Source organism: Streptomyces sp. NPDC034670 (assembly GCF_055574875.1).
The window spans coordinates 26987-47792 of sequence record NZ_JBVITR010000002.1; the positions used below are offsets into that span (position 1 = coordinate 26987).

Annotated in this window: 21 protein-coding genes; 9 read left to right on the forward strand and 12 right to left on the reverse strand. The window is 73.9% G+C overall.

The genetic code is table 11. The features are described from left to right. Window positions 1-90: 90 nt before the first annotated feature. Window positions 91-936: an ATP-grasp domain-containing protein gene (locus ACZ56B_RS01580; RefSeq protein WP_468785077.1), complete on the reverse strand. Its 846-nt coding sequence runs from the start codon at window positions 934-936 to the stop codon at window positions 91-93. A 324-nt stretch (window positions 937-1260) separates the two neighbouring features. On the opposite strand from ACZ56B_RS01580, the gene ACZ56B_RS01585 reads away from it, so the two are divergent. After that, window positions 1261-1677 (forward strand): Zn-ribbon domain-containing OB-fold protein, encoded by a 417-nt coding sequence (locus ACZ56B_RS01585; RefSeq protein WP_468785471.1) that lies wholly within the window; start codon window positions 1261-1263, stop codon window positions 1675-1677. A gap of 51 nt (window positions 1678-1728) precedes the next feature. Here ACZ56B_RS01585 and ACZ56B_RS01590 read toward each other — a convergent pair whose 3' ends face one another. Continuing rightward, entirely contained in the window at window positions 1729-2109 is a 381-nt protein-coding gene (locus tag ACZ56B_RS01590) for a PPOX class F420-dependent oxidoreductase (RefSeq protein ID WP_468785079.1), read from the reverse strand. 157 nt (window positions 2110-2266) lie between these two features. Continuing rightward, window positions 2267-3043 carry an AfsR/SARP family transcriptional regulator gene (locus ACZ56B_RS01595; RefSeq protein WP_468785081.1) on the reverse strand — a complete coding sequence of 259 codons (777 nt, stop codon included), beginning with the start codon at window positions 3041-3043 and terminating at the stop codon, window positions 2267-2269. Between the two features lie 379 nt (window positions 3044-3422). On the opposite strand from ACZ56B_RS01595, the gene ACZ56B_RS01600 reads away from it, so the two are divergent. The 3 genes from ACZ56B_RS01600 (at window position 3423) to ACZ56B_RS01610 (ending at window position 6108) form a co-directional block, all read left to right on the forward strand. Further along, window positions 3423-4331, forward strand: a complete 909-nt coding sequence (locus ACZ56B_RS01600; RefSeq protein WP_468785083.1) for a manganese catalase — start codon at window positions 3423-3425, stop codon at window positions 4329-4331. 60 nt (window positions 4332-4391) lie between these two features. Further along, a complete protein-coding gene (locus ACZ56B_RS01605) occupies window positions 4392-4622 on the forward strand; it encodes a hypothetical protein (RefSeq protein WP_468785085.1) in 231 nt (76 codons plus the stop codon). Between the two features lie 295 nt (window positions 4623-4917). Next, complete coding sequence (locus tag ACZ56B_RS01610) at window positions 4918-6108, forward strand: Nramp family divalent metal transporter (RefSeq protein ID WP_468785473.1); 1191 nt, start codon at window positions 4918-4920, stop codon at window positions 6106-6108. Window positions 6109-6374: 266 nt separating this feature from the next. Here the strand turns inward: ACZ56B_RS01610 and ACZ56B_RS01615 are convergent, their stop codons facing one another. Beyond that, window positions 6375-7568 carry a MalY/PatB family protein gene (locus ACZ56B_RS01615; RefSeq protein ID WP_468785087.1) on the reverse strand — a complete coding sequence of 398 codons (1194 nt, stop codon included), beginning with the start codon at window positions 7566-7568 and terminating at the stop codon, window positions 6375-6377. 24 nt (window positions 7569-7592) lie between these two features. Here ACZ56B_RS01615 and ACZ56B_RS01620 point away from each other — a divergent pair, with 24 nt between their 5' ends. Together ACZ56B_RS01620 and ACZ56B_RS01625 are read left to right on the forward strand one after the other, a co-directional pair. After that, window positions 7593-8606 carry a hypothetical protein gene (locus ACZ56B_RS01620; RefSeq protein WP_468785089.1) on the forward strand — a complete coding sequence of 338 codons (1014 nt, stop codon included), beginning with the start codon at window positions 7593-7595 and terminating at the stop codon, window positions 8604-8606. A gap of 133 nt (window positions 8607-8739) precedes the next feature. Next, on the forward strand, window positions 8740-10113 hold the full coding sequence (locus tag ACZ56B_RS01625) for a S1 family peptidase (RefSeq protein WP_468785091.1): 1374 nt from the start codon (window positions 8740-8742) through the stop codon (window positions 10111-10113). Window positions 10114-10195: 82 nt separating this feature from the next. On the opposite strand, the gene ACZ56B_RS01630 is transcribed toward ACZ56B_RS01625, so the two are convergent. The 5 genes from ACZ56B_RS01630 to ACZ56B_RS01650 all read right to left on the reverse strand — a co-directional run bounded on the left by ACZ56B_RS01630 (window position 10196) and on the right by ACZ56B_RS01650 (window position 14290). After that, window positions 10196-10381, reverse strand: coding sequence for a hypothetical protein (locus ACZ56B_RS01630; RefSeq protein WP_468785093.1), 186 nt, complete (start codon window positions 10379-10381; stop codon window positions 10196-10198). Between the two features lie 124 nt (window positions 10382-10505). Beyond that, the gene (locus ACZ56B_RS01635) at window positions 10506-11201 is read right to left on the reverse strand and encodes a L,D-transpeptidase family protein (protein ID WP_468785095.1); all 696 of its coding nucleotides are present in this window, start codon (window positions 11199-11201) and stop codon (window positions 10506-10508) included. A 335-nt stretch (window positions 11202-11536) separates the two neighbouring features. Further along, on the reverse strand, window positions 11537-12451 hold the full coding sequence (locus ACZ56B_RS01640; RefSeq protein ID WP_468785097.1) for an SDR family oxidoreductase: 915 nt from the start codon (window positions 12449-12451) through the stop codon (window positions 11537-11539). A gap of 124 nt (window positions 12452-12575) precedes the next feature. Beyond that, complete coding sequence (locus tag ACZ56B_RS01645; RefSeq protein WP_468785099.1) at window positions 12576-13205, reverse strand: MBL fold metallo-hydrolase; 630 nt, start codon at window positions 13203-13205, stop codon at window positions 12576-12578. Then, window positions 13205-14290, reverse strand: a complete 1086-nt coding sequence (locus ACZ56B_RS01650) for an S-(hydroxymethyl)mycothiol dehydrogenase (RefSeq protein WP_468785101.1) — start codon at window positions 14288-14290, stop codon at window positions 13205-13207. The genes ACZ56B_RS01645 and ACZ56B_RS01650 overlap by 1 nt, the downstream gene beginning before the upstream one ends. A gap of 180 nt (window positions 14291-14470) precedes the next feature. Between ACZ56B_RS01650 and ACZ56B_RS01655 the strand changes: the two genes are divergently transcribed. The 3 genes from ACZ56B_RS01655 (at window position 14471) to ACZ56B_RS01665 (ending at window position 18275) form a co-directional block, all read left to right on the forward strand. Next, on the forward strand, window positions 14471-16225 hold the full coding sequence (locus ACZ56B_RS01655; protein WP_468785103.1) for an ABC transporter ATP-binding protein: 1755 nt from the start codon (window positions 14471-14473) through the stop codon (window positions 16223-16225). Between the two features lie 128 nt (window positions 16226-16353). After that, a complete protein-coding gene (locus ACZ56B_RS01660; protein WP_468785105.1) occupies window positions 16354-16719 on the forward strand; it encodes a nuclear transport factor 2 family protein in 366 nt (121 codons plus the stop codon). A 305-nt stretch (window positions 16720-17024) separates the two neighbouring features. Further along, a complete protein-coding gene (locus ACZ56B_RS01665) occupies window positions 17025-18275 on the forward strand; it encodes a YncE family protein (RefSeq protein WP_468785107.1) in 1251 nt (416 codons plus the stop codon). Between the two features lie 253 nt (window positions 18276-18528). Here the strand turns inward: ACZ56B_RS01665 and ACZ56B_RS01670 are convergent, their stop codons facing one another. From ACZ56B_RS01670 to ACZ56B_RS01680, 3 genes are all read right to left on the reverse strand, one after another. Then, window positions 18529-19032, reverse strand: coding sequence for a metallophosphoesterase family protein (locus tag ACZ56B_RS01670; RefSeq protein WP_468785109.1), 504 nt, complete (start codon window positions 19030-19032; stop codon window positions 18529-18531). Between the two features lie 10 nt (window positions 19033-19042). Further along, complete coding sequence (rfbB, locus tag ACZ56B_RS01675; RefSeq protein ID WP_468785111.1) at window positions 19043-20071, reverse strand: dTDP-glucose 4,6-dehydratase; 1029 nt, start codon at window positions 20069-20071, stop codon at window positions 19043-19045. Window positions 20072-20524: 453 nt separating this feature from the next. After that, entirely contained in the window at window positions 20525-20701 is a 177-nt protein-coding gene (locus tag ACZ56B_RS01680; RefSeq protein ID WP_468785113.1) for a hypothetical protein, read from the reverse strand. Window positions 20702-20806 lie beyond the last annotated feature (105 nt).

Consider the following 20806-nt stretch of genomic DNA (forward strand, 5'->3'; position numbering starts at 1 on the left):
GGACGGTGTCGGCACGCTGTTCTCCCTCCGTCCCGTGAGGGAGGGCGGGGCCGCCCCCGGGAGGAGATACGGGTCCGGTGGCCGAGGGGTTCAGCCCCCCGTCACGCCGGCGCCGCGCAGGAAGCGGCGCAGGGACGCCGTCACGGCGCCCGTGAACGCCTCCCGGTCCGCCTCGTCGAGGGCGTCGAGGGACAGGTAGGGGTTGAGGTCCTCCAGCTCGACCAGCAGCAGCGTGCCGTCCGGCGCACGGCAGGCGTCGACGCGCTGGATGCCGTGGTCGAGGGTGTTCCAGCCGATGAAGTGGCGGGCGAACTCCAGGTCCTCGGCGGTGGGTTCGTACGGCCACAGCCGCCAGCGCCGGCCGGGGTCGGGGGCGTGGAGGGCGTACTGGAAGTCGTGGTCGACGAAGTAGAAGGAGACCTCGTAGGCGAAGTCGACATGCGGCTGCACCAGGACGCTTCCGTCGACGAGGCCGCGCACCTCGGCGGCGGGGACGACGCGCAGCCCCACCGAGTCGGCGCCGAGCTTGGGCTTGACCACGTACCGCCGCGCCGCGGGCAGCAGGTGCAGGTCGTCCGGGCGGTCGACGGTGGGGATCACCGGGTGGCCGGCGGCGCTCAGGTCGAGCAGGTACTGCTTGCCGGCCATGTCGCCCCTGCCGGTGAGCGGGTTGTAGACGGGCTTGCCGGTCGCCGAGGCGTGCGCCCGGAAGGCGTCGTAGGCGTCCCGGTACGCCAGCACGGGACCGCTGTTGCGGACCACGACGGCGTCGAAGCCGTCCATCAGGGCGGTGGCGTCGCGCGGATGGCACAGCGCCAGGTCGAAGTCCTCGCGCAGCCGGGAGGTCAGGAAGACGTCCTCGTCGCCGTAGCGGCGCCCGCGGGCCGGGTAGGCCAGGTCGGTGACGTACAGGAGGCGGGGGCGGGCGGGCGGCATGCGGGCTCCTCGGAGACAGGGAAGGCCCGATCATACGAACGTCCTGCCCCGGGGGGCCACGGCCACCCGCTGCGCGCCCGGCCGCGTTCGGGCGGCGGGACGACGCGGAGGCCGGCGGTGGCGCGACCCCCGGGGCGTGCGCGGGCCGTGTCCGGCGCCCGCCGGCCCACGACCGCGTCGCGCGGCCGGTGGTACGCAGTGCCTTTACGAGTGGCACTCAGTGCCATACTCTGTCGCTTGCGCGGTGGCACGGTGAACCGCGCACGCGTGTGTCCGGGGCACCGCACACACGGTTTTCCGGCCGAGTGCAGGGAGTTGACCAGCGTGTACCACCACTCAGGAAGCGTCGCTCAGCAGGCAGCCGGCTTCTCGACAGGCGTGCTCGATCCCCAGGACCCGGGCCGCGCGGAGGCCATGCTCTACCAGCGCTGCACCTGGTGCGGCACCGCCATGTACCACCGGCTGCTGTGTCCGGTCTGCCAGGGCAGCGACCTGCGCACGGAGCGCAGCGAGGGGGTCGGGACGGTGCGCCACTCCACGGTGGTCCACCGCAACACCCCGGCGGCCCGCAACGTGTCCCTGATCGAGATGACCGAGGGCTTCGTGGTGCGCGGCCGGGTCATGGGCCCGCCCATCGGCATCCACAGCGGCGACCGGGTACGGCTGTCGACGGCCAAGGACCCGGTGCGGGGCGAGCCCGTCTTCCAGCTCGTCGACGAGCCGTACCGGGCCTGGACCTGACGCGCCGCCGGGCGCCTGCCCGGGCGGCGCGACGCCCCGGGGCGCGGCGCCTCAGAGGGTGACGCGGATGCCGACCGTGCCGTCCGAGCCCCGGCGCAGACGGCTGCCGAGGAGGGTCAGCCGGCCCACGAGGCCGTACTTGCGGGCGATCAGCCCGCGGTAGCGGGCGGTGGTGGCCGGATCGCAGATCTCCGCGGTGGCGGGCACCTGCTCACCGGTCGGGTTGCCGCGCACGTCGCAGGGGCCGACGAGGACGTCGCCGCGGGCCCGGATCCGCTTCACCTTCCAGGAGTCGGCGGCGGTCCACACCCCGAGGGCGTCCCCGTCCCGCACCACCCACACCGGCGTGGCGACCGGTGTGCCGTTCCTGCGGTAGCTGGTGACCAGCAGGTACTTCCCCGCTCCGAGCCGGTCGAGCGACGCGTCATCCATACGGGCAGTCTAAAGCCCGCCAGCGAACGGTCCCGCCGCGCGGTCCCGCCGCGCGGTTCCGGCCGCGGGCGGCCCCGCCGGCCCCCTGCGGCACGCCCCGGACACCGCCCCGGCCCGCAGGGGCGGGAAGGACCGGGGCGACAGGGGGCCGGGGCCTTCACGCACCGTGCCCGGGTCCCCGGGCGCAGGCCGGCGGCCGGCGCAGGAACGGTGCGAGGAGGTCGCGGTAGCCGCTGCTAGGCGCCAGGCCCAGTTCGCTGCGCAGTTGCCGGCGGTAGGCGTCGTAGAACCGCAGCGCGTCGGCGACGTTCCCCTCGGCGAGATGGATCTCGCTCACGCAGCGGTGGGCGCTTTCGCGCAGGGGGTCCGCCTCCAGCGCGGCCATGGCGAACTCCATGGCCGCGTCCATGTGCCCGGACGCGCACAGTCGTCTGCTGCAGGTCTCCAGGGCGTGCAGGCGCGTCTGCCGGAAGTGCTCGCGCACCACGAACAGCCAGCTCTCGTTCCAGCCGGGCAGGAGGTCCTGGCGCAGGCAGCCCGGCACCGCCGGCGGACGGTCGGTGCGCCGGCCGGCGGTGAGGTCGCGCACCCTGTCGTGGGCGGCGTGCAGGTCGACCCGGACGTTCCGGTCCAGTCGCAGGTGCTCGCTGTCGCTGACGACCATCCGGCAGGGGCCGCCCGCGCGGGACAGCCGCCACAGGGCGGAGCGCAGGCTGGCGGCGGAGCGCCGGTCGGGCAGGTGCGGCCAGAGCAGTGCGGCCGCGCTGCCGCGGGCCAGGCCCTGCGCGTGGATCGCGAGCAGCACCAGCACCTTCTGCGTGGTGGGCGCCAGGTAGACGTGCCCGTGCGGGAGCCGGAGCGCGAAACGGCCGATCAGGGACACCTCCGCCCAGGGTCCGGACGGGCGGTCGCGGTCGGCTGGGGGGACGGTCATGCCGAGTTCTCCACGTGGTCTCCGGGAGACGAATGAGATTGTCCGAGTTGTCACGCGTCGTCCGGTTCATTCATGTTTCCCGCCGCAGGACTCCCGTCCCCGGCGTCCCGCCGGACGGATCCCGGCCCGGTGCGTCCGGACGGCGTCACCGGCCCTCCACCACCACGCCGTCCTGCGGTTTCCGCCGGAACGGGCCGGCCGCCGGGCGGAAACCGGGGCCGTCCGCACGGCCCTGCGGCGCGGCGGGGTGATCACCGGTAGGCGCACGGACACGTGGCGGTGACGGGGGCGGCCTAGCGTCGTGGCACGAGCGGACGAGCGCCGGCACCGGACTCGTCCCCGCCGCGGCCGGAACCGCACGTGCGATCAGGAGACCACCATGTTCCGACACACCCAGAAGCTCCAGTTCGAGGCCCGGCCGGAGAAGCCGGACCCCGCCTACGCGCACAAGCTGCAGGAACTCGTGGGCGGCGCCTACGGCGAGATGACCGTGATGATGCAGTACCTCTTCCAGGGGTGGAACACCCGCATCCAGGGCAAGTACAAAGACCTGATCATGGACACCGCCACGGAGGAGATCGGTCACGTGGAGATGCTCGCCACGATGATCGCCCGCCTGCTGGAGGGGGCCCCCGCCACCGCGACCGCCAAGATGGCGACCTCCGACCCGGCCCTCGGCGCGATCATGGGGGGCATGGACCCGCAGCAGGCCATCATCGGCGGCGGCGCGGCGCTGCCCGCGGACAGCAACGGGTACCCCTGGAACGGCCGGTACACGGTCGCCAGCGGAAACCTCCTCGCCGACTTCTACGCCAACGTCGCCGCGGAGGCGCAGAGCCGTCTGCAGACGGCCCGGCTCTACAACATGACCGACGACCCGGGCGTGAAGGACATGCTCAAGTTCAACCTCGCCCGCGACACCGTGCACCAGAACCAGTGGCTCGCGGCGATCGAGCAGCTGCGCGAGGACGGCCTCGAGAACGTGGTCGTCCCGGGCGGGTTCGAGGACGTGGAGTACCGCGAACACGCCCAGACGATATGGCACCTGTCCGACGGGACCGAGACCGAGCTCGGCCTGTGGGGCAGCGGCCCGACGCCGGACGGCGACCACGAGTTCAGCGTGCTGCAGTCCCCCGAACCGCTGGGCGACCTCGCCGTGCCCCCGCCGCCCGACCCGAAGCTGTACGCCACCTACGACGGCAGCCGGGGCGAGCCCCGGGGCCCGGCGCTCGGGACCGAGACCGGTCTGAAGGGGAAGATCAAGGACGCGATGACGCCGGACGAGTGAGCGCGCGGACCCGGCCCGCCGGCGGGCCGGGTCCGGCCGTCCTCCGAGAGGAGCACCACGATGCACCACTGCGCCGTCCCCGCACCGCCGCGCCGCCCGGTGGTCCGCCTCGTGCTGAGCGGCCTGTACGCGCTGTCCGCCGTCGTCGGACTCGTGTACGGCGGCCCGGGGCACCGGGTCCTGGCCGCGGTCCTCCTGGCCGCCGCCCTCGCGGGGCCGCTGTCGGCGAGGGCCGCACGCCGCCCGGGACCGCCGCGCGGCGGTCCCCTGCCGGGGAGGCGGCATGCTTGACCCGGCCTCCACCCGACGGGTGCCGGACACCCCGCTCGCCCCGCCGGTCCCCACGCCGTCCGTCACGACCAGGGCCTTTCGTGTGGATCGGGCCGGATCGGGGGGCGAGGTCCGGTGCCGTGCACCGCACGACGGAGGAGGGCGGCAGGGCGGAGTCCTGCCGACCGACGACCACGCGACGGGGTGCGGCACCGGACCCCGCGAGCCCGGCCCGATCCGAACGAAAGGCCCCAGGCCCCCGGCGGAGTCCGGCGCCGGGGACCGGCCCGCGACGGGAGCCCCGGCCGGCTCCCGGCTGCGACCGGTCCTGGCGACGCTCGGCCCGGCGTTCGTCGTGTCGGTCGCCTACGTGGACCCCGGCAACTTCGCCACCAACATGACGGCCGGCACCCGCTACGGGCCCATGCTGCTGTGGGTGATCGCCGCCGCGAACCTCATGGCCGTGTTCGTCCAGTACCTCGCCTGCAAGGCGGGCGTCGCCACGGGCAGGGACCTCCCCCAGCTGTGCCGGACGCACACGCCCCGTTCGCTGAACCGGACGCTGTGGCTGCAGGCGGAACTGGTCGCGATGGCGACGGACCTGGCCGAGTTCGTCGGCGGCGCCGTCGCCCTGCACATCCTGTTCGGCATCCCCCTGCTGCCCGCCGCCTTCATCGTCGCGGCCGCCTCGCTGCTGCTGCTGACCCTCGCCCCCGAAGGACGGCGCCGCTTCGAGATCGTGACCGCCGCCCTGCTCCTGGTCGTCCTCGCCGGCTTCGTCTACCAGGCGGCCGCCGCCGGTGCGTGGAGCGGCGCCCTGGCCGGGATGCGGCCCCGCTTCGCCGACACCCAGAGCATCCTGCTGGCCACCGGCATGATCGGCGCCACCGTCATGCCGCACGTCATCTACCTCCACTCCTCGCTGGCCCGCAGTCCCGCCCGGTCCTCCTGGGACCACAAACGCCACCGGCTGCGCGCCCACCGCTCCGCGCTGTTCATCGCGCTCGGCATCGCGGGACTGGTGAACGCCAGCATGCTCACCATCGCCGCCGCGACCCTGCACGGAACCGGCACGCAGGAGACGCTCGAGGCCTTCCACACCGGTCTCGGCAACGTCCTGGGCCCCGGCGCCGCGTGCGCCTTCGCGCTCGCCCTGCTCGCGTCCGGACTGGCCTCCTCGGGCGTCGGCACCTTCGCGGGCCAGGTCATCCTGCGCGGCTTCCTCGGACGCCGCATCCCGCTGACGGTGCGCCGCCTGGTGACCATGGCACCGCCCCTGGTCGTCCTCTCCCTGGGGGTCGACCCGACCCAGGCCCTCGTCCTCAGTCAGGTCGTGCTGTCCTTCGGCGTCCCCTTCGCGCTCGTTCCCCTGCTGGTCTTCACGGCCCGCAGGCGGATCATGGGGGACCTGGTCAACCGCCGCGTCACCACGGTGGCCGCCGTCGTCGTGAGCACCGTGATCAGTGTCCTCAACGTCCTGCTCCTCCTGCGCACCTTCACGGCGTGACACCGGTCGTTCGCGGGCCGGCCGCCGGACGCGGCCCGAGCCGGCCGGATCCGCCCCGGCCTCCCGCCGTCCGCGCACACGCGGCGCCGGCGCGGCACGACCAGGGTCCTTCCGAGGGATCTCCCGTGGGGAAGGAGCGGCGTCCGGTGCGTGCTCCCGGCGTGCCGCGCGGAAGCCCTTGCACGGGGTGCACTCGGGCTTTCGCGCGGTGCGGCGAGCGTGCGTGCCGGGCGCCGCGACGCCACGGAAGACCCGTCAGACGGACCCTAGGGGCTCTCCGCCCGCTCCACGGCCGCCGTCATCCTGCGCACCGCCTCCTCGATCACCTCGGGTGAGGTGGCGAGGTTCAGCCGGGCGTGGCCGGCGCCGCCCGTGCCGAAGGGGAGGCCGGAGTTGAGGGCCACCCGGCCGTGCTCGAGGAAGACCCGGGCCGGGTCGTCGCCGAGGCCCAGGGCGCGGCAGTCGAGCCAGGCGAGGTAGGTGGCGTCGCCCGGGCGGTAGCGGACCGCCGGCAGGTGCTCGGCGAGGAGGGCGGTGAGCAGCCGGCGGTTGGCGTCCAGGCCGGTGAGCAGGGCGTCCAGCCAGGCGGTGCCGTCGCGCAGGGCGGCGGTGTGGGCGAGGACGCCGAGGTGGCTGGGGCCGTGGCCGACCTCCTCGGGCATCCGGGCGAGGTCGTCGGCGGCCGCGGGCCCGGCGACGGCGAGCGCCGCCTTGAGGCCGGCCAGGTTCCACGCCTTCGAGGCCGACATCAGGGACAGGCCGCGCTCGCCGCCCGGCACGCTCAGGTAGGGCACGAAGTCCGCCCCGCCGACGACCAGCGGCGCGTGGATCTCGTCGGCGACGACGCGGACGCCGTACCGCTCGGCGAGGGCCGCGACGGCGGACAGTTCCCCGGCGCTGTGCACGGTCCCCGTGGGGTTGTGCGGGCTGCACAGCAGGTAGGCGGCCCGCCGGCCGCCCGCCGCCGCCTGCCGGAAGGCGTCCTCCAGGGTGCCGAGGTCGATGCGCGCGTCCGCGCCGAGCGGCGCCTCGACCACCTTGCGGTCCAGGTGCCTCACGAAGTCGTAGAAGGGCGGGTAGACCGGCGGGTTCACCACCACCGGGTCCCCGTACCCGGTGACCAGTTTGAGCATCTCCACCACACCCAGCATCACGTCGGGCACGACCGCGGTGCGCTCCACGGCGAGCCCGCTCCAGCCCCACCGCTCCCGGGCGAAGGAGGACAGCGCCTCGGCGTAGGCGGTGCCCGCGGGGTAACCGGTGTCGCCCGCTTCGAGCGCCTCGGTGACGGTGCGCACGACCGGCTCGGCGAGCGGCACGTCCATCTCGGCCACCCACAGGGGCAGCACGTCCTCGGGGTGGGTGCGCCACTTCATGCTGGTGCGGCGTCGCAGGCCGTCGAGGGTGAGGGCGGTCAGCGGATTCGGTTCACCGGACGTCTCGTGCGGGATCCTGGTCATGGGCACACGATAGGGGGCCGCGGGGTGAGCGGGAATCACGACGACGGGACGCGGGCGGCCGGCGCCGGCCCGCCGCTGGAGATCGCCTGCGACGAGTCGGGGTCGGACGGCGAGAACCTCACCGGCGGGAACACCGACGTGTTCGCCCACGCCGGCGTGCACCTGTCCGTGGCCGCCGGGGCCGCCGCCGTGCGGGAGATCCGGGACCGCATCCGCTCGCCGGCCGAGGAGTACAAGGCGACCCACCTGCTGCGGGAGAAGCACCGCGCGGTGCTGGAGTGGCTGCTGGCCGTCGGCGGGCCGCTCCACGGACGGGCCCGGGTGCACCTGACGGAGAAGTCGTTCTTCGTGGTGGACCGGGTCGTCGCCCTGCTGCTCGACGACCCGGCCGAGGCGGCCGCCCTGTTCCGGGCGGGGCGCCGGGACCTCGGCGCGGACGGGTGGCGGGACTTCCTCCTGGCGGCCAACCAGTTGCTGCGCATGCGCAACGGCGGGGCGCCGGGCACGTCCGTCCCGCTCTTCTTCGGCACGGTCGACGCCCTGCGCCAGGCGCACGCCACCGTGCCCGCGGCGCGGATCCTGGAGCGGCTCGCGGCCCGGCGGGAGAGGGCCGAGGCCTACCGGGCGGGGCTGCTCGACGGGTCGGCCGTGCGGATCCCGGTGCTCAATCCGCTGCTTCCGGCGGTCATCTCCACGGCCGCGTACTGGAGCGCGGGCGGGCGGCCCGTGCGGCTGGTGCACGACCGGCAGAACGACCTGACGCCGGAGCGCATCGCGTGGATCGAGCGGACGGCCCGGCGGGACGGGATCGCCCTGGAGGGGATACGGCTGGTCGCCGCACGGGCGGATCCGCGGGTGCAACTGGCGGACTTCCTCGCCGGGATCGCCCGGAAGGTCGCCTCCGACGAGCTGAACGGCCGGGGCGACCCGGTGCTCACCGCGCTGCTGCGCGCCTACGTGGACCCGGCGTCCGTGTGGGGCGACGCCCGCAGCCGGGCCGCGCTCGGCACCGGCCCGGCGGCGGACGCGGCCGGCTGACCCCGTCGCCCGGCACCGGATCGCACCGCCGCTGAACGCTGCGGCTCCCCGGCGCGTATGGGGGTGGGGCACTCGACTCAAGGGGAGGCCCCGCGGTGTTCGCGCCGCGCCGTTGAGGTTCTGGAGCCATTGCATGAGGCACGCACGACGACGGGCCGTCCGGCGAGTGACACGGCTGGCGGCCGTCGGCGGACTCCTCCTGGGGGCCACGATGGTCACACGCGCCGTCGCGAGCGAGCCCGCGCCACCCGGCGCGGCGGTGCGGGCGGTGCCGTACACGGCGGCCGAGGAGTCGGCCGGCCCCGGCGCCGACCTGGTGTCCCGGCTCGGCGCCTCCCGTACCGCGGGCAGCTGGCTCGACGCCGAGGGGCGGACGGTCGTCGCGGTCACCGACGAGGAGGCGGCGGGCGAGGTGCGGCGGGCGGGCGCCGAGCCGAAGAGGGTGCGGCACAGCATGCGCGAGCTCGAGTCGGCCACGAGGACGCTGCGTTCGGCGCCGCGCGTGCCGGGGACGGCCTGGGTGCTGGACTACCGGTCCAACGAGGTGGTGGTCCGGGGCGACCGCACGGTCTCCGCCGACGACTGGTCCGAGCTGACCCGGGTGGCGGAGGGCATCGGCGGCTTCGTCCGCATGGAGCGCACCGAGGGCGCCTTCACCACCCGCCTCAACGGGGCGCGGCCCCTGCTGTCGACGGCCGGCCGCTGCTCGGCGGGCTTCAACGTGACCGACGGCAGGCGCGACTTCATCCTCACGGCCGGGCACTGCGGGCCCGACGGCTCCGTGTGGTTCGCCGGCGACCGGGAGGGGGAGCAGATCGGCACGACGGTCGGCGGCAGCTTCCCCGGTGACGACTACTCCCTGATCGAGTACGACGACGGCCGGGCGGGCGAGGGCGCCGACGTGGTGGCGGTCGGCGGCGGCAAGGGCGTGCGGATCACCGGGGTGGCGGATCCCGCGGTCGGCCAGCGGGTGTTCCGCAGCGGCAGCACCAGCGGCCTGCGGGACGGGGAGGTGACCGCGCTCGACGCGACGGTGAACTACCCCGAGGGCACGGTCAGCGGTCTCATCGAGACCACCGTGTGCGCCGAGCCCGGCGACAGCGGCGGCCCGATGTTCTCCGAGGGCATCGCGCTGGGCGTGACCTCGGGCGGCAGCGGGGACTGCACGACGGGCGGCACGACGTACTTCCAGCCGGTGACGAAGGCGCTGGAGCAGCTGAGGGTGCGGCTCATCGTGTCCCCGCAGGCCGGCGACGGCACGGCAACGGCCTCCCCGGCGCCCGGGGGCGCGGCGGCTCCGGGCAGCGCCTCACCGGGCTCGTCGGCGCCGGCGGCGGGCGTCGCGAGCGCGTCGACGCTGCTGTCCCGGCTCGCCGATCCGCAGAACGCCGGTCCCGGCCTGCTGGTGATCGGGGGCAGCCTGGTCGCCCTGGTGGCGTCGCGCTGGATCCGCGCGGAGCAGGAGCGCAAGGCGTACCGGCGCCGCTACTCGGCGACCTGGGGCTGAACCGTCGCGACGGTGCCGCTCACCCGGCGGTGGGCCGGACCGCCGCGACGGCGGGGCACGGGGAGGGCGGTCCGGGCGGTGCTCAGGCCGCCTTCGTCCGCTGCGGGAGGGCCGAGGCCCACTCCTGGACGAGGCGCTGGTACTCCTCGCGCTGCTCGACGCTCAGTGTCCCGCCCGACCGGAGCCACAGGGCCCGGATCTCCTCGTTGACCTCGGCAGCCGATCGCTCGGAGGAAGGCTCAACAGTGGTGGACATGCTGTGAAGCATACGGCGCCCGAAGTGAAGGTGCCGTGAGTAATCGCACGCTTATCGGACATTCCGGACAGTGGCTCTGCTCACGTCCATCTGCCAAGGAACGTGGGGGAGTTCACATCCCGGACCGCCGGGCGGATCAGGTGCCGGGCTTGCGGCCGTACACGTACACGTCGTCGCCCTTCTTCAGCAGCGACCAGTACTTCCTGGCGTCGGCCTTCGTCATGTTGACGCAGCCGTGCGAGCCGGGCGGGTTCCACATGCTGACGCCGGCCGAGTGGAAGGCCTGGCCGCCGTCGAAGAACTGGCTGTAGGGCATCGGCACGTCGTAGAGGGTCGAGACGTGGTCGATGTTGCGCCAGTAGATCTTCTTCAGGCCGGTGCGGGTCTCGTGGCCGTCGCGGCCGGTGCGGACCGGCACCGGCCCGTACACGAGCTTCTTGCCGTCCTGGATCCAGCTGAGCTGCAGCGTGAGGTCCACGCAGGCGATGCGCCCCTTGTTCACCGGGCACTTGCCCGACCTGTCGGGGTTCTTCCCCACGGCCTTCTGCTTGTTCATCAGGTTCATCACCCCCCAGGTGACGGGGCCGGCGTACCCGATGTTCGGGGTGATGCCGTGCTTGGTCTGGAAGGCGCGGACGGCCTTGCAGTCGGCGGAGGACTGCTTGCCGTCGACCGGGCGGCCGAGGAACTTCTCCACCTGCTTCTGGTGCGGGCCCGCCTTGGTGGTGCAGCTCGCGGCCTGCGCCGGTGCGGCGCCGAGCGCGAGTGTGAGCGGGGCCACCAGCGAGGTGACCCCGAGAACGACGGCACCCCGTCTGCGCGTGTCGCCCATGGTCCGGTCCGCCTTTCCCGCGGGAGTTGGTGAGGGAACGAGCTGCGTACTCTGCCAGGTAGACGGACGAATCGGGAAAACGGTTGTGCTCCTTGCGGCCGAACGGCGGTATCCGGCCGGGCCGGACGCCCTGCCGGGCGTCCGCCGTCCGCACCGCCCGCTCGGACCCCGGGTCGGCCGCCGGGACACCGCCGTCGACGACGCGCGCGGTCCCGGTGATCGGAAACTCCGCCCCCGGAAACGCCCGGTGGCCGCCGTCACGGGGGTGAGCCGGTGACCGCCGTCACGGGGGAGGGTGACGCCGCGGCCGTCACCGCGGCGAGGGGCGGACGGGATCAGCGGTAACCGGTGACGTCCGCCGGCCTGCCCGCGTCCTGCACCTCGACGAGGTAGCGCCAGGCGTCCGGGCGGCTGCCGTCGAGATCGGTGAAGCCGTACTCCCGGGCGAGGCCGCCGCTGGAGAGCGACCTGCCGTTGAACCGGGCCACGTCCGGGTCGGCGGCGAGCGCGGCGACGGCCCGGCCGACGTACCGCGGGGTCTCCGAGATGGCGAAGTGGGGGACGCGGTCGAGGGCGTCGCGCCAGTTGTCCTCGCGCACCCCGAAGTGGTCGAGCATGATCTCCGAGCGCAGCCAGCCCGGGGTGAGGGCGACGGCCGTGGCGCCGCGGGGCCCGAGTTCGTGGCCGAGGGAGAAGCCCATGCGCAGGACGGAGGACTTGGCCAGGTCGTAGAAGAAGGAGTTGCGGTAGGTGTCGCGGTTGTAGTCGGCGGTGCCGTCGGTGACCTCGACGACCAGTCCGCCCGGGTGGCGCAGCAGCAGCGGCAGGGCGTGGTGGCTGGTGATCGCGTGGGTCTCGACCGCGAGGCGCAGCAGCCGCAGGCCCTTGTCGAGGTCGTGCTCCCAGACGGGGACGTCCCACTCGAAGAGCGTCTCGCCGCCCCAGACGTCGTTCACCAGGACGTCGAGGCGGCCCTGCTCGTCCGCGATGCGGTCGACCAGCGCCTTCACCTGCTCCGGCTCCAGGTGGTCGGTCGGCACCGCGATCCCCGTGCCGCCGGCCTCGGTGACCAGGTCGGCGGTGTCCTCGATGGTCTCGGGGCGGTCGTACTCGGAGCGGCGGGCGCGGGTGGTGCGGCCCGTGACGTACACGGTCGCGCCCGCCGCCCCCAGCTCCACGGCGATGCCGCGCCCGGCTCCCCGGGTCGCCCCGGCCACCAGCGCGACCCGGTCCTTCAACTGCTCCGGCATGTCCGGCCTCCCGTCACCAGCGTTCTGTCGTCCCTTCGAGGGTGACGGGTAAGCCGGACACCTCCTGTCGTCTTTCCGAACCGGTTCTCCGCGCCGGCCGTCCGGGGGCCCGGACGGCCTCCGCTCAGTGGCCGCGCGCGATCCACTCCTCCAGGTGCGGGGCCTCCGCGCCGATGGTGGTGCCCTCGCCGTGGCCGGTGAGGACCTTCGTCTCGGGCGGGAGGGTCAGCAGCCGGTCCCGGATCGAGTCGATGATCGTCGGGAAGTGGGAGTACGAGCGGCCGGTGGCGCCGGGTCCGCCCTGGAAGAGGGTGTCGCCGGTGAACACGGTGGCCAGCCCCTGGTCGTACAGGCACACCGCCCCCGGCGCGTGCCCCGGGGTGTGCAGCACCGTGAGGTCGGCGCCGGCCGCCTCGATCACCTGGCCGTCGACCAGCCAGGAGTCGGGGTCGCGGTCCGGGTGGGTCTGCTTCCACAGCGGCAGGTCGTCGTGGTGCAGCCAGATGGTGGCGCCGGTGCGCTCGGCGAGGGCGGGCGCGGCGTCGATGTGGTCGTTGTGCGCGTGGGTGCACACGATGGCCTTCAGCCGGCGGTCGCCGACGGCCTCGGCGATGGCGTCGGCGTCGTGGGCGGCGTCGATCACGACCACCTCGCGGTCGTCGCCGACGATCCACACGTTGTTGTCGACGTCCCAGGTCCCGCCGTCGAGGGTGAACTGGCCGGAGGTGACGAGTCGTTCGATGCGGACGGTCATCAGAGCACCACCACCGAGCGCAGGACGTCGCCGCGGTGCATCCGCTCGAACGCCTTCTCCACCTCGTCGAGCTGGATGGTCTCGGTGACGAACGCCGCCAGGTCCAGGCGTCCCTGGAGGTGGAGGTCGATCAGCATCGGGAAGTCCCGGGAGGGCAGGCAGTCGCCGTACCAGGAGGACTTCAGGGAGCCGCCGCGGCCGAAGACGTCCAGCAGCGGCAGTTCGAGCTTCATCTCGGGGGTGGGCACGCCGACCAGGACGACCGTGCCGGCCAGGTCGCGGGCGTAGAACGCCTGCCGGTAGGTCTCGGGGCGGCCGACGGCCTCGATGACGACGTCGGCGCCGAAGCCGCCGGTGAGCTCGCGGATCGCCTCGACGGGGTCGGTCTCGCGGGAGTTGACGGTGTGGGTGGCGCCCATGGAGCGCGCGGTCTCCAGCTTGCGGTCGTCGATGTCGACGGCGATGATCTTCGACGCTCCGGCGAGGCGGGACCCGGCGACGGCCGCGTCCCCGACGCCGCCGCAGCCGATGACCGCGACCGAGTCGCCCCGGCCGACGTTCCCGGTGTTGATCGCGGCGCCGATGCCGGCCATCACCCCGCAGCCGAGCAGCCCGGCGACCTCCGGGGCGGCGGCCGGGTCGACCTTGGTGCACTGCCCGGCGGCGACCAGCGTCTTCTCGGCGAAGGCGCCGATGCCCAGGGCCGGGGAGAGCTCGGTGCCGTCGGTGAGGGTCATCTTCTGCTTCGCGTTGTGGGTGTCGAAGCAGTACCAGGGGCGCCCGCGCAGACAGGCGCGGCACTTGCCGCACACCGCGCGCCAGTTGAGGATCACGAAGTCACCCGGTTCGACGTCGGTGACGCCGTCGCCCACCGACTCCACCACGCCCGCCGCCTCGTGGCCGAGCAGGAACGGGAAGTCGTCGTTGATGCCGCCCTGCTTGTAGTGCAGGTCGGTGTGGCACACCCCGCAGGCCTGGATGCGGACGACCGCCTCGCCCGGCCCGGGGTCGGGTACGACGATCGTCTCGATGCGCACCGGTTCGTCCTTGCCCGGTGCAATCACGCCGCGCACTTCCTGCGCCATGGTGCTGACTCCTTCGTCGGCCGCTGTTCGTCACCTCCGACCATACGTCGGGCTGATCGGCAAGGGCCCCCCGGCCTGGCGGAACGCCCTCCGCGCGAGTCCGCGGGGGCCGGAAAACGGCGGGCCCGGGCCGGGCGCGCCGACATAGTCTGAGGGCTCCGTCCGACCCGAAGGGATCCCGTGAGCATCACCGACACGGAGGCCGGCCCGCCCGCCTGGCGGCTCCTCCTGGAGTACGTCCGGCCGCACCGGTGGGCCCTGCTGGGCGGCGCGGCGCTGTCGCTGCTGACCGGCGCGACGGGGCTGATGCTGCCGCTCGTCGCCCGGGAGCTGATCGACGACCTGGCAAGGGGCCGGGCCGTCACCGGCGCGCTGCTGCTGATGTCGGCGCTCGTCGTCGCCAACGCCGTCCTGGGCGCGATCGGCGCGTACGTGCTGCGGCGCACCGCCGAGTCGGTGGTGCTCGGGACGCGGCGCGCGCTGTCGTCGTACCTGCTGCGGCTGCGGATCACCGCCGTGGACCGCAGTGAGCCGGGCGACCTGATGGCCCGCATCACCTCCGACACCACCCTGTTGCGCGAGGTCACCACGGACTCGCTGGTCGGGCTCGGCACGGGCGGGCTCACGCTGGTCGCGACCGTGGTGCTGATGGGGTTCGTGGACCCGGTGCTGCTGGGGGTCACGCTGGCCGTGGTCGCGGGCACGGCCACGGTGCTCGGCGTGATCGTGCCGCGCATCAACCGGGCCAGCCGGCGGGCGCAGGACGCGGTCGGCGCGATGGGGGCCTCGCTGGAGCGGGTGCTCGGCGCGCTGCGCACGGTGAAGGCGTCCGGCGCCGAGTCCCGGGAGGAGCGCACGCTGCACGAGGCCGCGCACGAGTCGTGGCGGCAGAGCGTGCGCGCCGCCAAGTGGTCGGCCGCGGCGGGCAACACGGCGGGGCTGGCCCTGCAGGTCGCGTTCATCACGGTCCTCGCGGTGGGCGGCGCGCGGGTGGCGACGGGCGCCATCGACATCGGGACGCTGGTGGCGTTCCTGCTGTTCGTCTTCTACCTCATGGCGCCGATCCAGGGCGTCGTCGGCGCGATCACGCAGTACCAGACGGGCAGCGCCGCCCTCGCCCGGATCCGGGAGGCGCTGCGGCTGCCCGCCGAACCGGCCGCCGGGCCCGCTCCGCTGCCCTCCCCCGGCGCCGCGCCCGCCGCGCTCGCCTTCGAGGACGTCCGCTTCCGGTACGCCGAGGACCTGCCGTACGTGCACCACGGGGTGACGTTCACCGTGCCGGCCCGGGGGATGACCGCGTTCGTCGGCCCGTCCGGCGCGGGGAAGACCACCGTGTTCTCCCTCATCGAGCGGTTCTACGACCCCGACTCCGGCGTGATCAGGCTCGACGGCCGCGATCTGGCCGACTGGGAGCTGTCGCACCTGCGGGCCTCGATCGGCTACGTGGAGCAGGACGCGCCGGTGCTGTCGGGCTCCCTGCGGGACAACCTGCTGCTGGGCAACCCCGAGGCGGACGAGGGGACGCTGGCGCGGGTGCTGAAGACGGCCCGGCTGGACGGGCTGGTGTCCCGGCTGCCGGACGGGCTCGACACCCTGGTCGGGCACCGCGGCACCAGGCTGTCCGGCGGCGAGCGCCAGCGCGTCGCCATCGCCCGCGCCCTGCTGCGCCGCCCCCGGCTGCTGCTGCTCGACGAGGCCACCTCGCAGCTCGACGCGGTGAACGAGGCGGCGCTGCGCGACACCGTCGCCGACGTGGCCCGCACCACGACGGTGCTGGTCGTCGCGCACCGGCTGTCCACGGTGACGGCGGCCGACCGGATCGTGGTGATGGACGGGGGCCGGGTCCGCGCGGTCGGCACGCACCGGGAGCTGGTGGCCGCCGACCCGCTGTACGCGGAACTGGCGGCGACGCAGTTCCTCGCGGGCGGCGGGTGAGCCCGGCCCGGTCCCCGCGGAGCGTCCGGGCCGGGCTTGCCGTGCCCGCCGGGCCGGAGGAGGCTCGTGGGTGAGGCCTTCACGGCCCGCCGGAGGACCGGGCCGCGGGCTTTTCGGAGGAGGTCATCATGACAACCGCGGCACACCCCGCCTTCGACACCGACACGCTGCGCCGGGGCATCGAGGCCGACACGCCGGAGTCCCTGCTGTCGCTGTACGCGGACGACGCGGAACTGCGCATCGTGGACCGCACCGCCCAGCCCAGCCACCCCAAGGTCCTGCACGGCAGGGAGGAGATCGCCGCCCTGCTCGACGACGTCTACCGCCGCGACATGACGCACAAGCTGGAGCAGTGCGTCGTACAGGGCGATCACGCCGCCTACAGCGAGAGCTGCGTGTACGCGGACGGGGTGCGGGTGCTCTCGGAGTCGATGCTCTCGCTGCGCGACGGCAGGATCACCGAGCAGACGATGATCCAGGCCTGGGACGAGTAGGAGCGAAGGGACGGAGCAGCGGGGGGGGGGGGGGGGGGGGTTGGTGGGGGGGCCCCCCCCCCCCCCCCCCCCCCCCCGTACCGCGTGCTGCCACCCGCCCGCGTCCGCACCGGCGGCCGACCGGCGCCGGCCGCCGGTGCCGGTGCCGGTGCCGGAGTTTGTCGCGTCCTCGTCCTTGTGGCCGAGGGGCCCCTTGCTTACCGTTGGTAACCCCCCTTCAGCCGGGTGCGTCCGGAAACCTCGTCCCCCTGCTGTGGCATGTCCCGTTCACTGCGTCCACCCCCCTCGCAGAGGAGAGAGCCGTCATGCCGGTCCGCGGAATCAGACACCTGTGCGCCCTCGCCGCCGCCCTCGCCCTCACCGTCGCCGCCCCCGCCACCGCCACCGCGGCCGGCCCCGCCCCGGCCGCCCTGCGCGAGGTGCTGTTCGTGGGCAACAACTGGGACGGAACCGCCGACGTCCTCGAGTCCACCGGCGACTTCGCGCGGATCGGCCGGATCGACGTCGTCCCGGACAAGGCCGAGCGGATGGCCGAGATCAACGCCGACCCGATCCGCTGGATCTACTTCATGGCCATCCGCAACAGCGTCGGCGAGGGCCACGACCAGTTCGTGGACGACATGTACTCCACGCCCGACGGCAGGTCCGTGGTCGTCTCCCGGCCCAGCTTCGCCGACGTGGTCTCCCTCGACCTCGCCACCGGCCGGATCAACTGGCGCTTCCCCGTCTCCGGTCACCGCTCCGACCACATGGCCGTCTCCCCCGACGGCACGCGCGTCGCCGTCTCGGCCTCCACCTCCAACACCGTGCACGTGCTGGACATCGTGACGGGCAGGCAGCTCGGTTCCTTCGCCACCGGCGACAAGCCGCACGAGAACGTCTTCAGCAAGGACGGCACGCGCATCTGGAACATGTCCATCGGCGAGGTGAACACCGCACTCGACGCGCCCTGGCTGGACTGGACGAAGGGCGACCGCCGCATCACCGTCGTCGACGCGACCACCTTCCGGCAGGTCAAGGTGATCGACATGCGCGACCGGCTCGACGCCGTCGGCCTGGGGGACCACTCGGACGCGGTCCGTCCGGCCGCCTTCTCCCCGGACGAGTCGAAGCTGTACTTCCAGGTGTCGTTCTTCCACGGATTCTTCGAGTACGACGTCGCCACCGACCGGATCACCCGCACCAAGACCCTGCCGAAGAACCCGGCCACCAGCGACGACCGCACCACCTGGATCAACGACTCGCGCCACCACGGCATCACCGTGGAACCGGACGGCGGCAGGATCTGCGTGGCGGGCACCATGGACGACTACGCGACCGTCGTCGACCGCGCGACCCTGCGGGAGGGACCGCTGGTCACCGTGTCGAAGCCGTACTGGGCGACGGTCAGCGGCGACGGGAAGTCCTGCGTGGTGTCCGAGAGCGGCGCGGACCGGGTGACGGCGATCGACTTCGCGACCGGGAGGAAGACCGGGTCCGTGCCCGTCGGCGACCATCCGCAGCGGGTCCGTCTGGGCCGGGTGGAGGCCGGCTGGACCGGCCCGTCCGGCGGCTGAACCGGACGGGCCGGGCCCCTCGCGCGGTGCGCGGGGGGTGTGCCGCGGGGTCCCCCACGCTCTCGGGCCGGCCGTCGCGGCGAGGCGACGAGCCCGAGAAGAAAACGGGACGAAAGGTGTGAGCCCGTCGAGGAGGGGTAAGCGCCCCGGTACCACTTCCGATCGCGGGAAGGAGGTCCGTGACAGCGCAAGCACTCGCAGCGCCCGGGCCGCTTCCACCGACAACGGAGCGGCCCGGCCTGTTCTCGCGCGGTCACCGCCTCGGGGGCAGCCGGTGGAGTTCCACCTCCTCTAGCCGGCCGTCGGTGATCACCGCGGTCATGTAGGTGCAGTGCGGCTGCCGCCGGCGGTCCGTCGGCGAGCCCGGGTTGAGCAGGCGCAGTCCCGTGTCGGCCGTGGTGTCCCACGGGATGTGGCTGTGTCCGAACACCAGCACGTCCAGCCCGGGGAACCGCGCGGCACACCGGGCCTCCCGGCCCCGGGCCGGTCCCGTCTCGTGGACCACGCCGAAGCGCAGCCCGTCGAGTTCCACGTACGCGACCTCCGGCAACCGGGCGCGCAGCTCCGGCCCGTCGTTGTTGCCGTACACGCCGACGAGACGCCGGCTGCGGCTCTCCAGCAGGTCGAGCGTGGCCGTGTCCACCCAGTCCCCGGCGTGGAACACGACGTCCGCGCGCGGGAGTTCGCCGAGCAGGGGCTCGGGCAGCCGCCTGGCGCGCCTGGGCAGGTGGGTGTCGGACGTCAGAAGCAGTCGCACGAGCCGCAGCCTAGTGCCGCTTCGTCGCGTCGGCCCTCTCGTCCCCCGCGGCGCTCCGGGGGGCCGCTCCCCCGGCGACGCGCCGCTTGAGCGGCTCCCACCAGGCGCGGTGGTCCCGGTACCAGGCGACGGTCTCGGCGAGGCCCTCGGCGAAGTCGCGGACCGGGCGGTAGCCGAGCTCGTCGCGGGCCTTGGTCCAGTCGACGGAGTAGCGCAGGTCGTGGCCCTTGCGGTCCTCGACGTACTCCACCCGGTCCCAGTCGGCGCCGCAGGCTTCGAGGAGCAGGCCGGTGAGTTCCCTGTTGGTGAGTTCGGTGCCGCCGCCGATGTTGTACACCTCGCCGGGCCGGCCCTTGGTGCGGACGAGTTCGACGCCGGCGCAGTGGTCGTCGACGTGGAGCCAGTCGCGGACGTTGAGGCCCTCGCCGTAGAGGGGCACCTTCCTCCCCTCGAGGAGGTGGGTGACGAAGAGCGGGACGATCTTCTCGGGGAACTGGTGCGGGCCGTAGTTGTTGGAGCACCGGGTGACGCGGACGTCCAGGCCGTGGGTGCGGTGACAGGCCAGGGCGAGCAGGTCGGAGGAGGCCTTGGAGGCGGAGTACGGCGAGCTGGGCCGGAGCGGGTGCTCCTCGGTGGCCGAGCCCGACGCGATCGATCCGTAGACCTCGTCGGTGGAGACGTGCACGAAGGTGCCGACCCCGTGGCGCAGGGCGGCGTCGAGCAGGACCTGGGTGCCGACCACGTTGGTGAGGACGAAGTCGGACGCGGCGCGCAGGGAGCGGTCGACGTGGGACTCGGCGGCGAAGTGCACCACCTGGTCCGCCTCGGCCGCCAGTTTGTCGACCAGGTCGGCGTCGCGGATGTCGCCGTGCACGAATTCCAGCCGCGGGTGGCCGAGTTCCAGGTTGTCGAGGGTGCCGGCGTAGGTGAGCGCGTCCAGCACGGTGATCCTCGGCGCGTCGGGCGCCTCGGAGGCGAGCAGCGCGCGGACGTAGCGGGAGCCGATGAAGCCGGCGGCACCGGTGACGAGGAGGTTCATGAAGGGATCCGCGCCTTGCCGCGGTCCGCGGAGGCGAGTCGGTGGACAATGGGGACACGGAGGGCCGAGGTCGCATCGAGGGGGCCGGTGGTGCCGCCGTGGAGCGGGCGACCGGTCCCGGCCGGATTCCGGTACCGGCCGGACGCGACGAGAGCCTCCACCCGCTCACCCTAGTCGTGCTCCGGCGGACGGACACCACCCGCCCCGCTCGCGCACGACCGGGTCCCGGGAGGAGGCCGGCGGGCGTCCGGACGGCGACCGCTCCCCGACTCGGATCACCGGGGTCCGTCTGAACGGTTCTTCCGTGGGAAGGAGCGGCGTCCGGTGCGTGGCTCCCGGCGTGCCGCGCGGAAGCCCTTGTACTGGGTGTACTCGGTGTACTCGGGCTTTCGCGCGGTGCGGCGAGCGTGCGTGCCGGGCGCCGCGGCGCCACGGGGATCCGTCAGGAGGACCCTAGTCCTCGCCCCTCACGATGTTCCCCTCCGTGCCCTTGTCCGGGACGCCGGCGGCACCGCGGTCCACGGCGGGCAGGCAGGTGCGCAGGGGCTGGTCCTCCCGCAGCCGCCGGGCCCTCGCCCAGCCGGTCTCCGGTCGGCGGAGGCGGGATTCGTCACTGGTCTCCGGGATCACGGCACATCATCTTCCTTCTGCGTCCGGCCCCCCGGGTCCCCCGCACCCCACCGGGCAAACACCCGGTCACCGGGTGGACCGCCTTTCACCCGGCTCCGGCCCCCT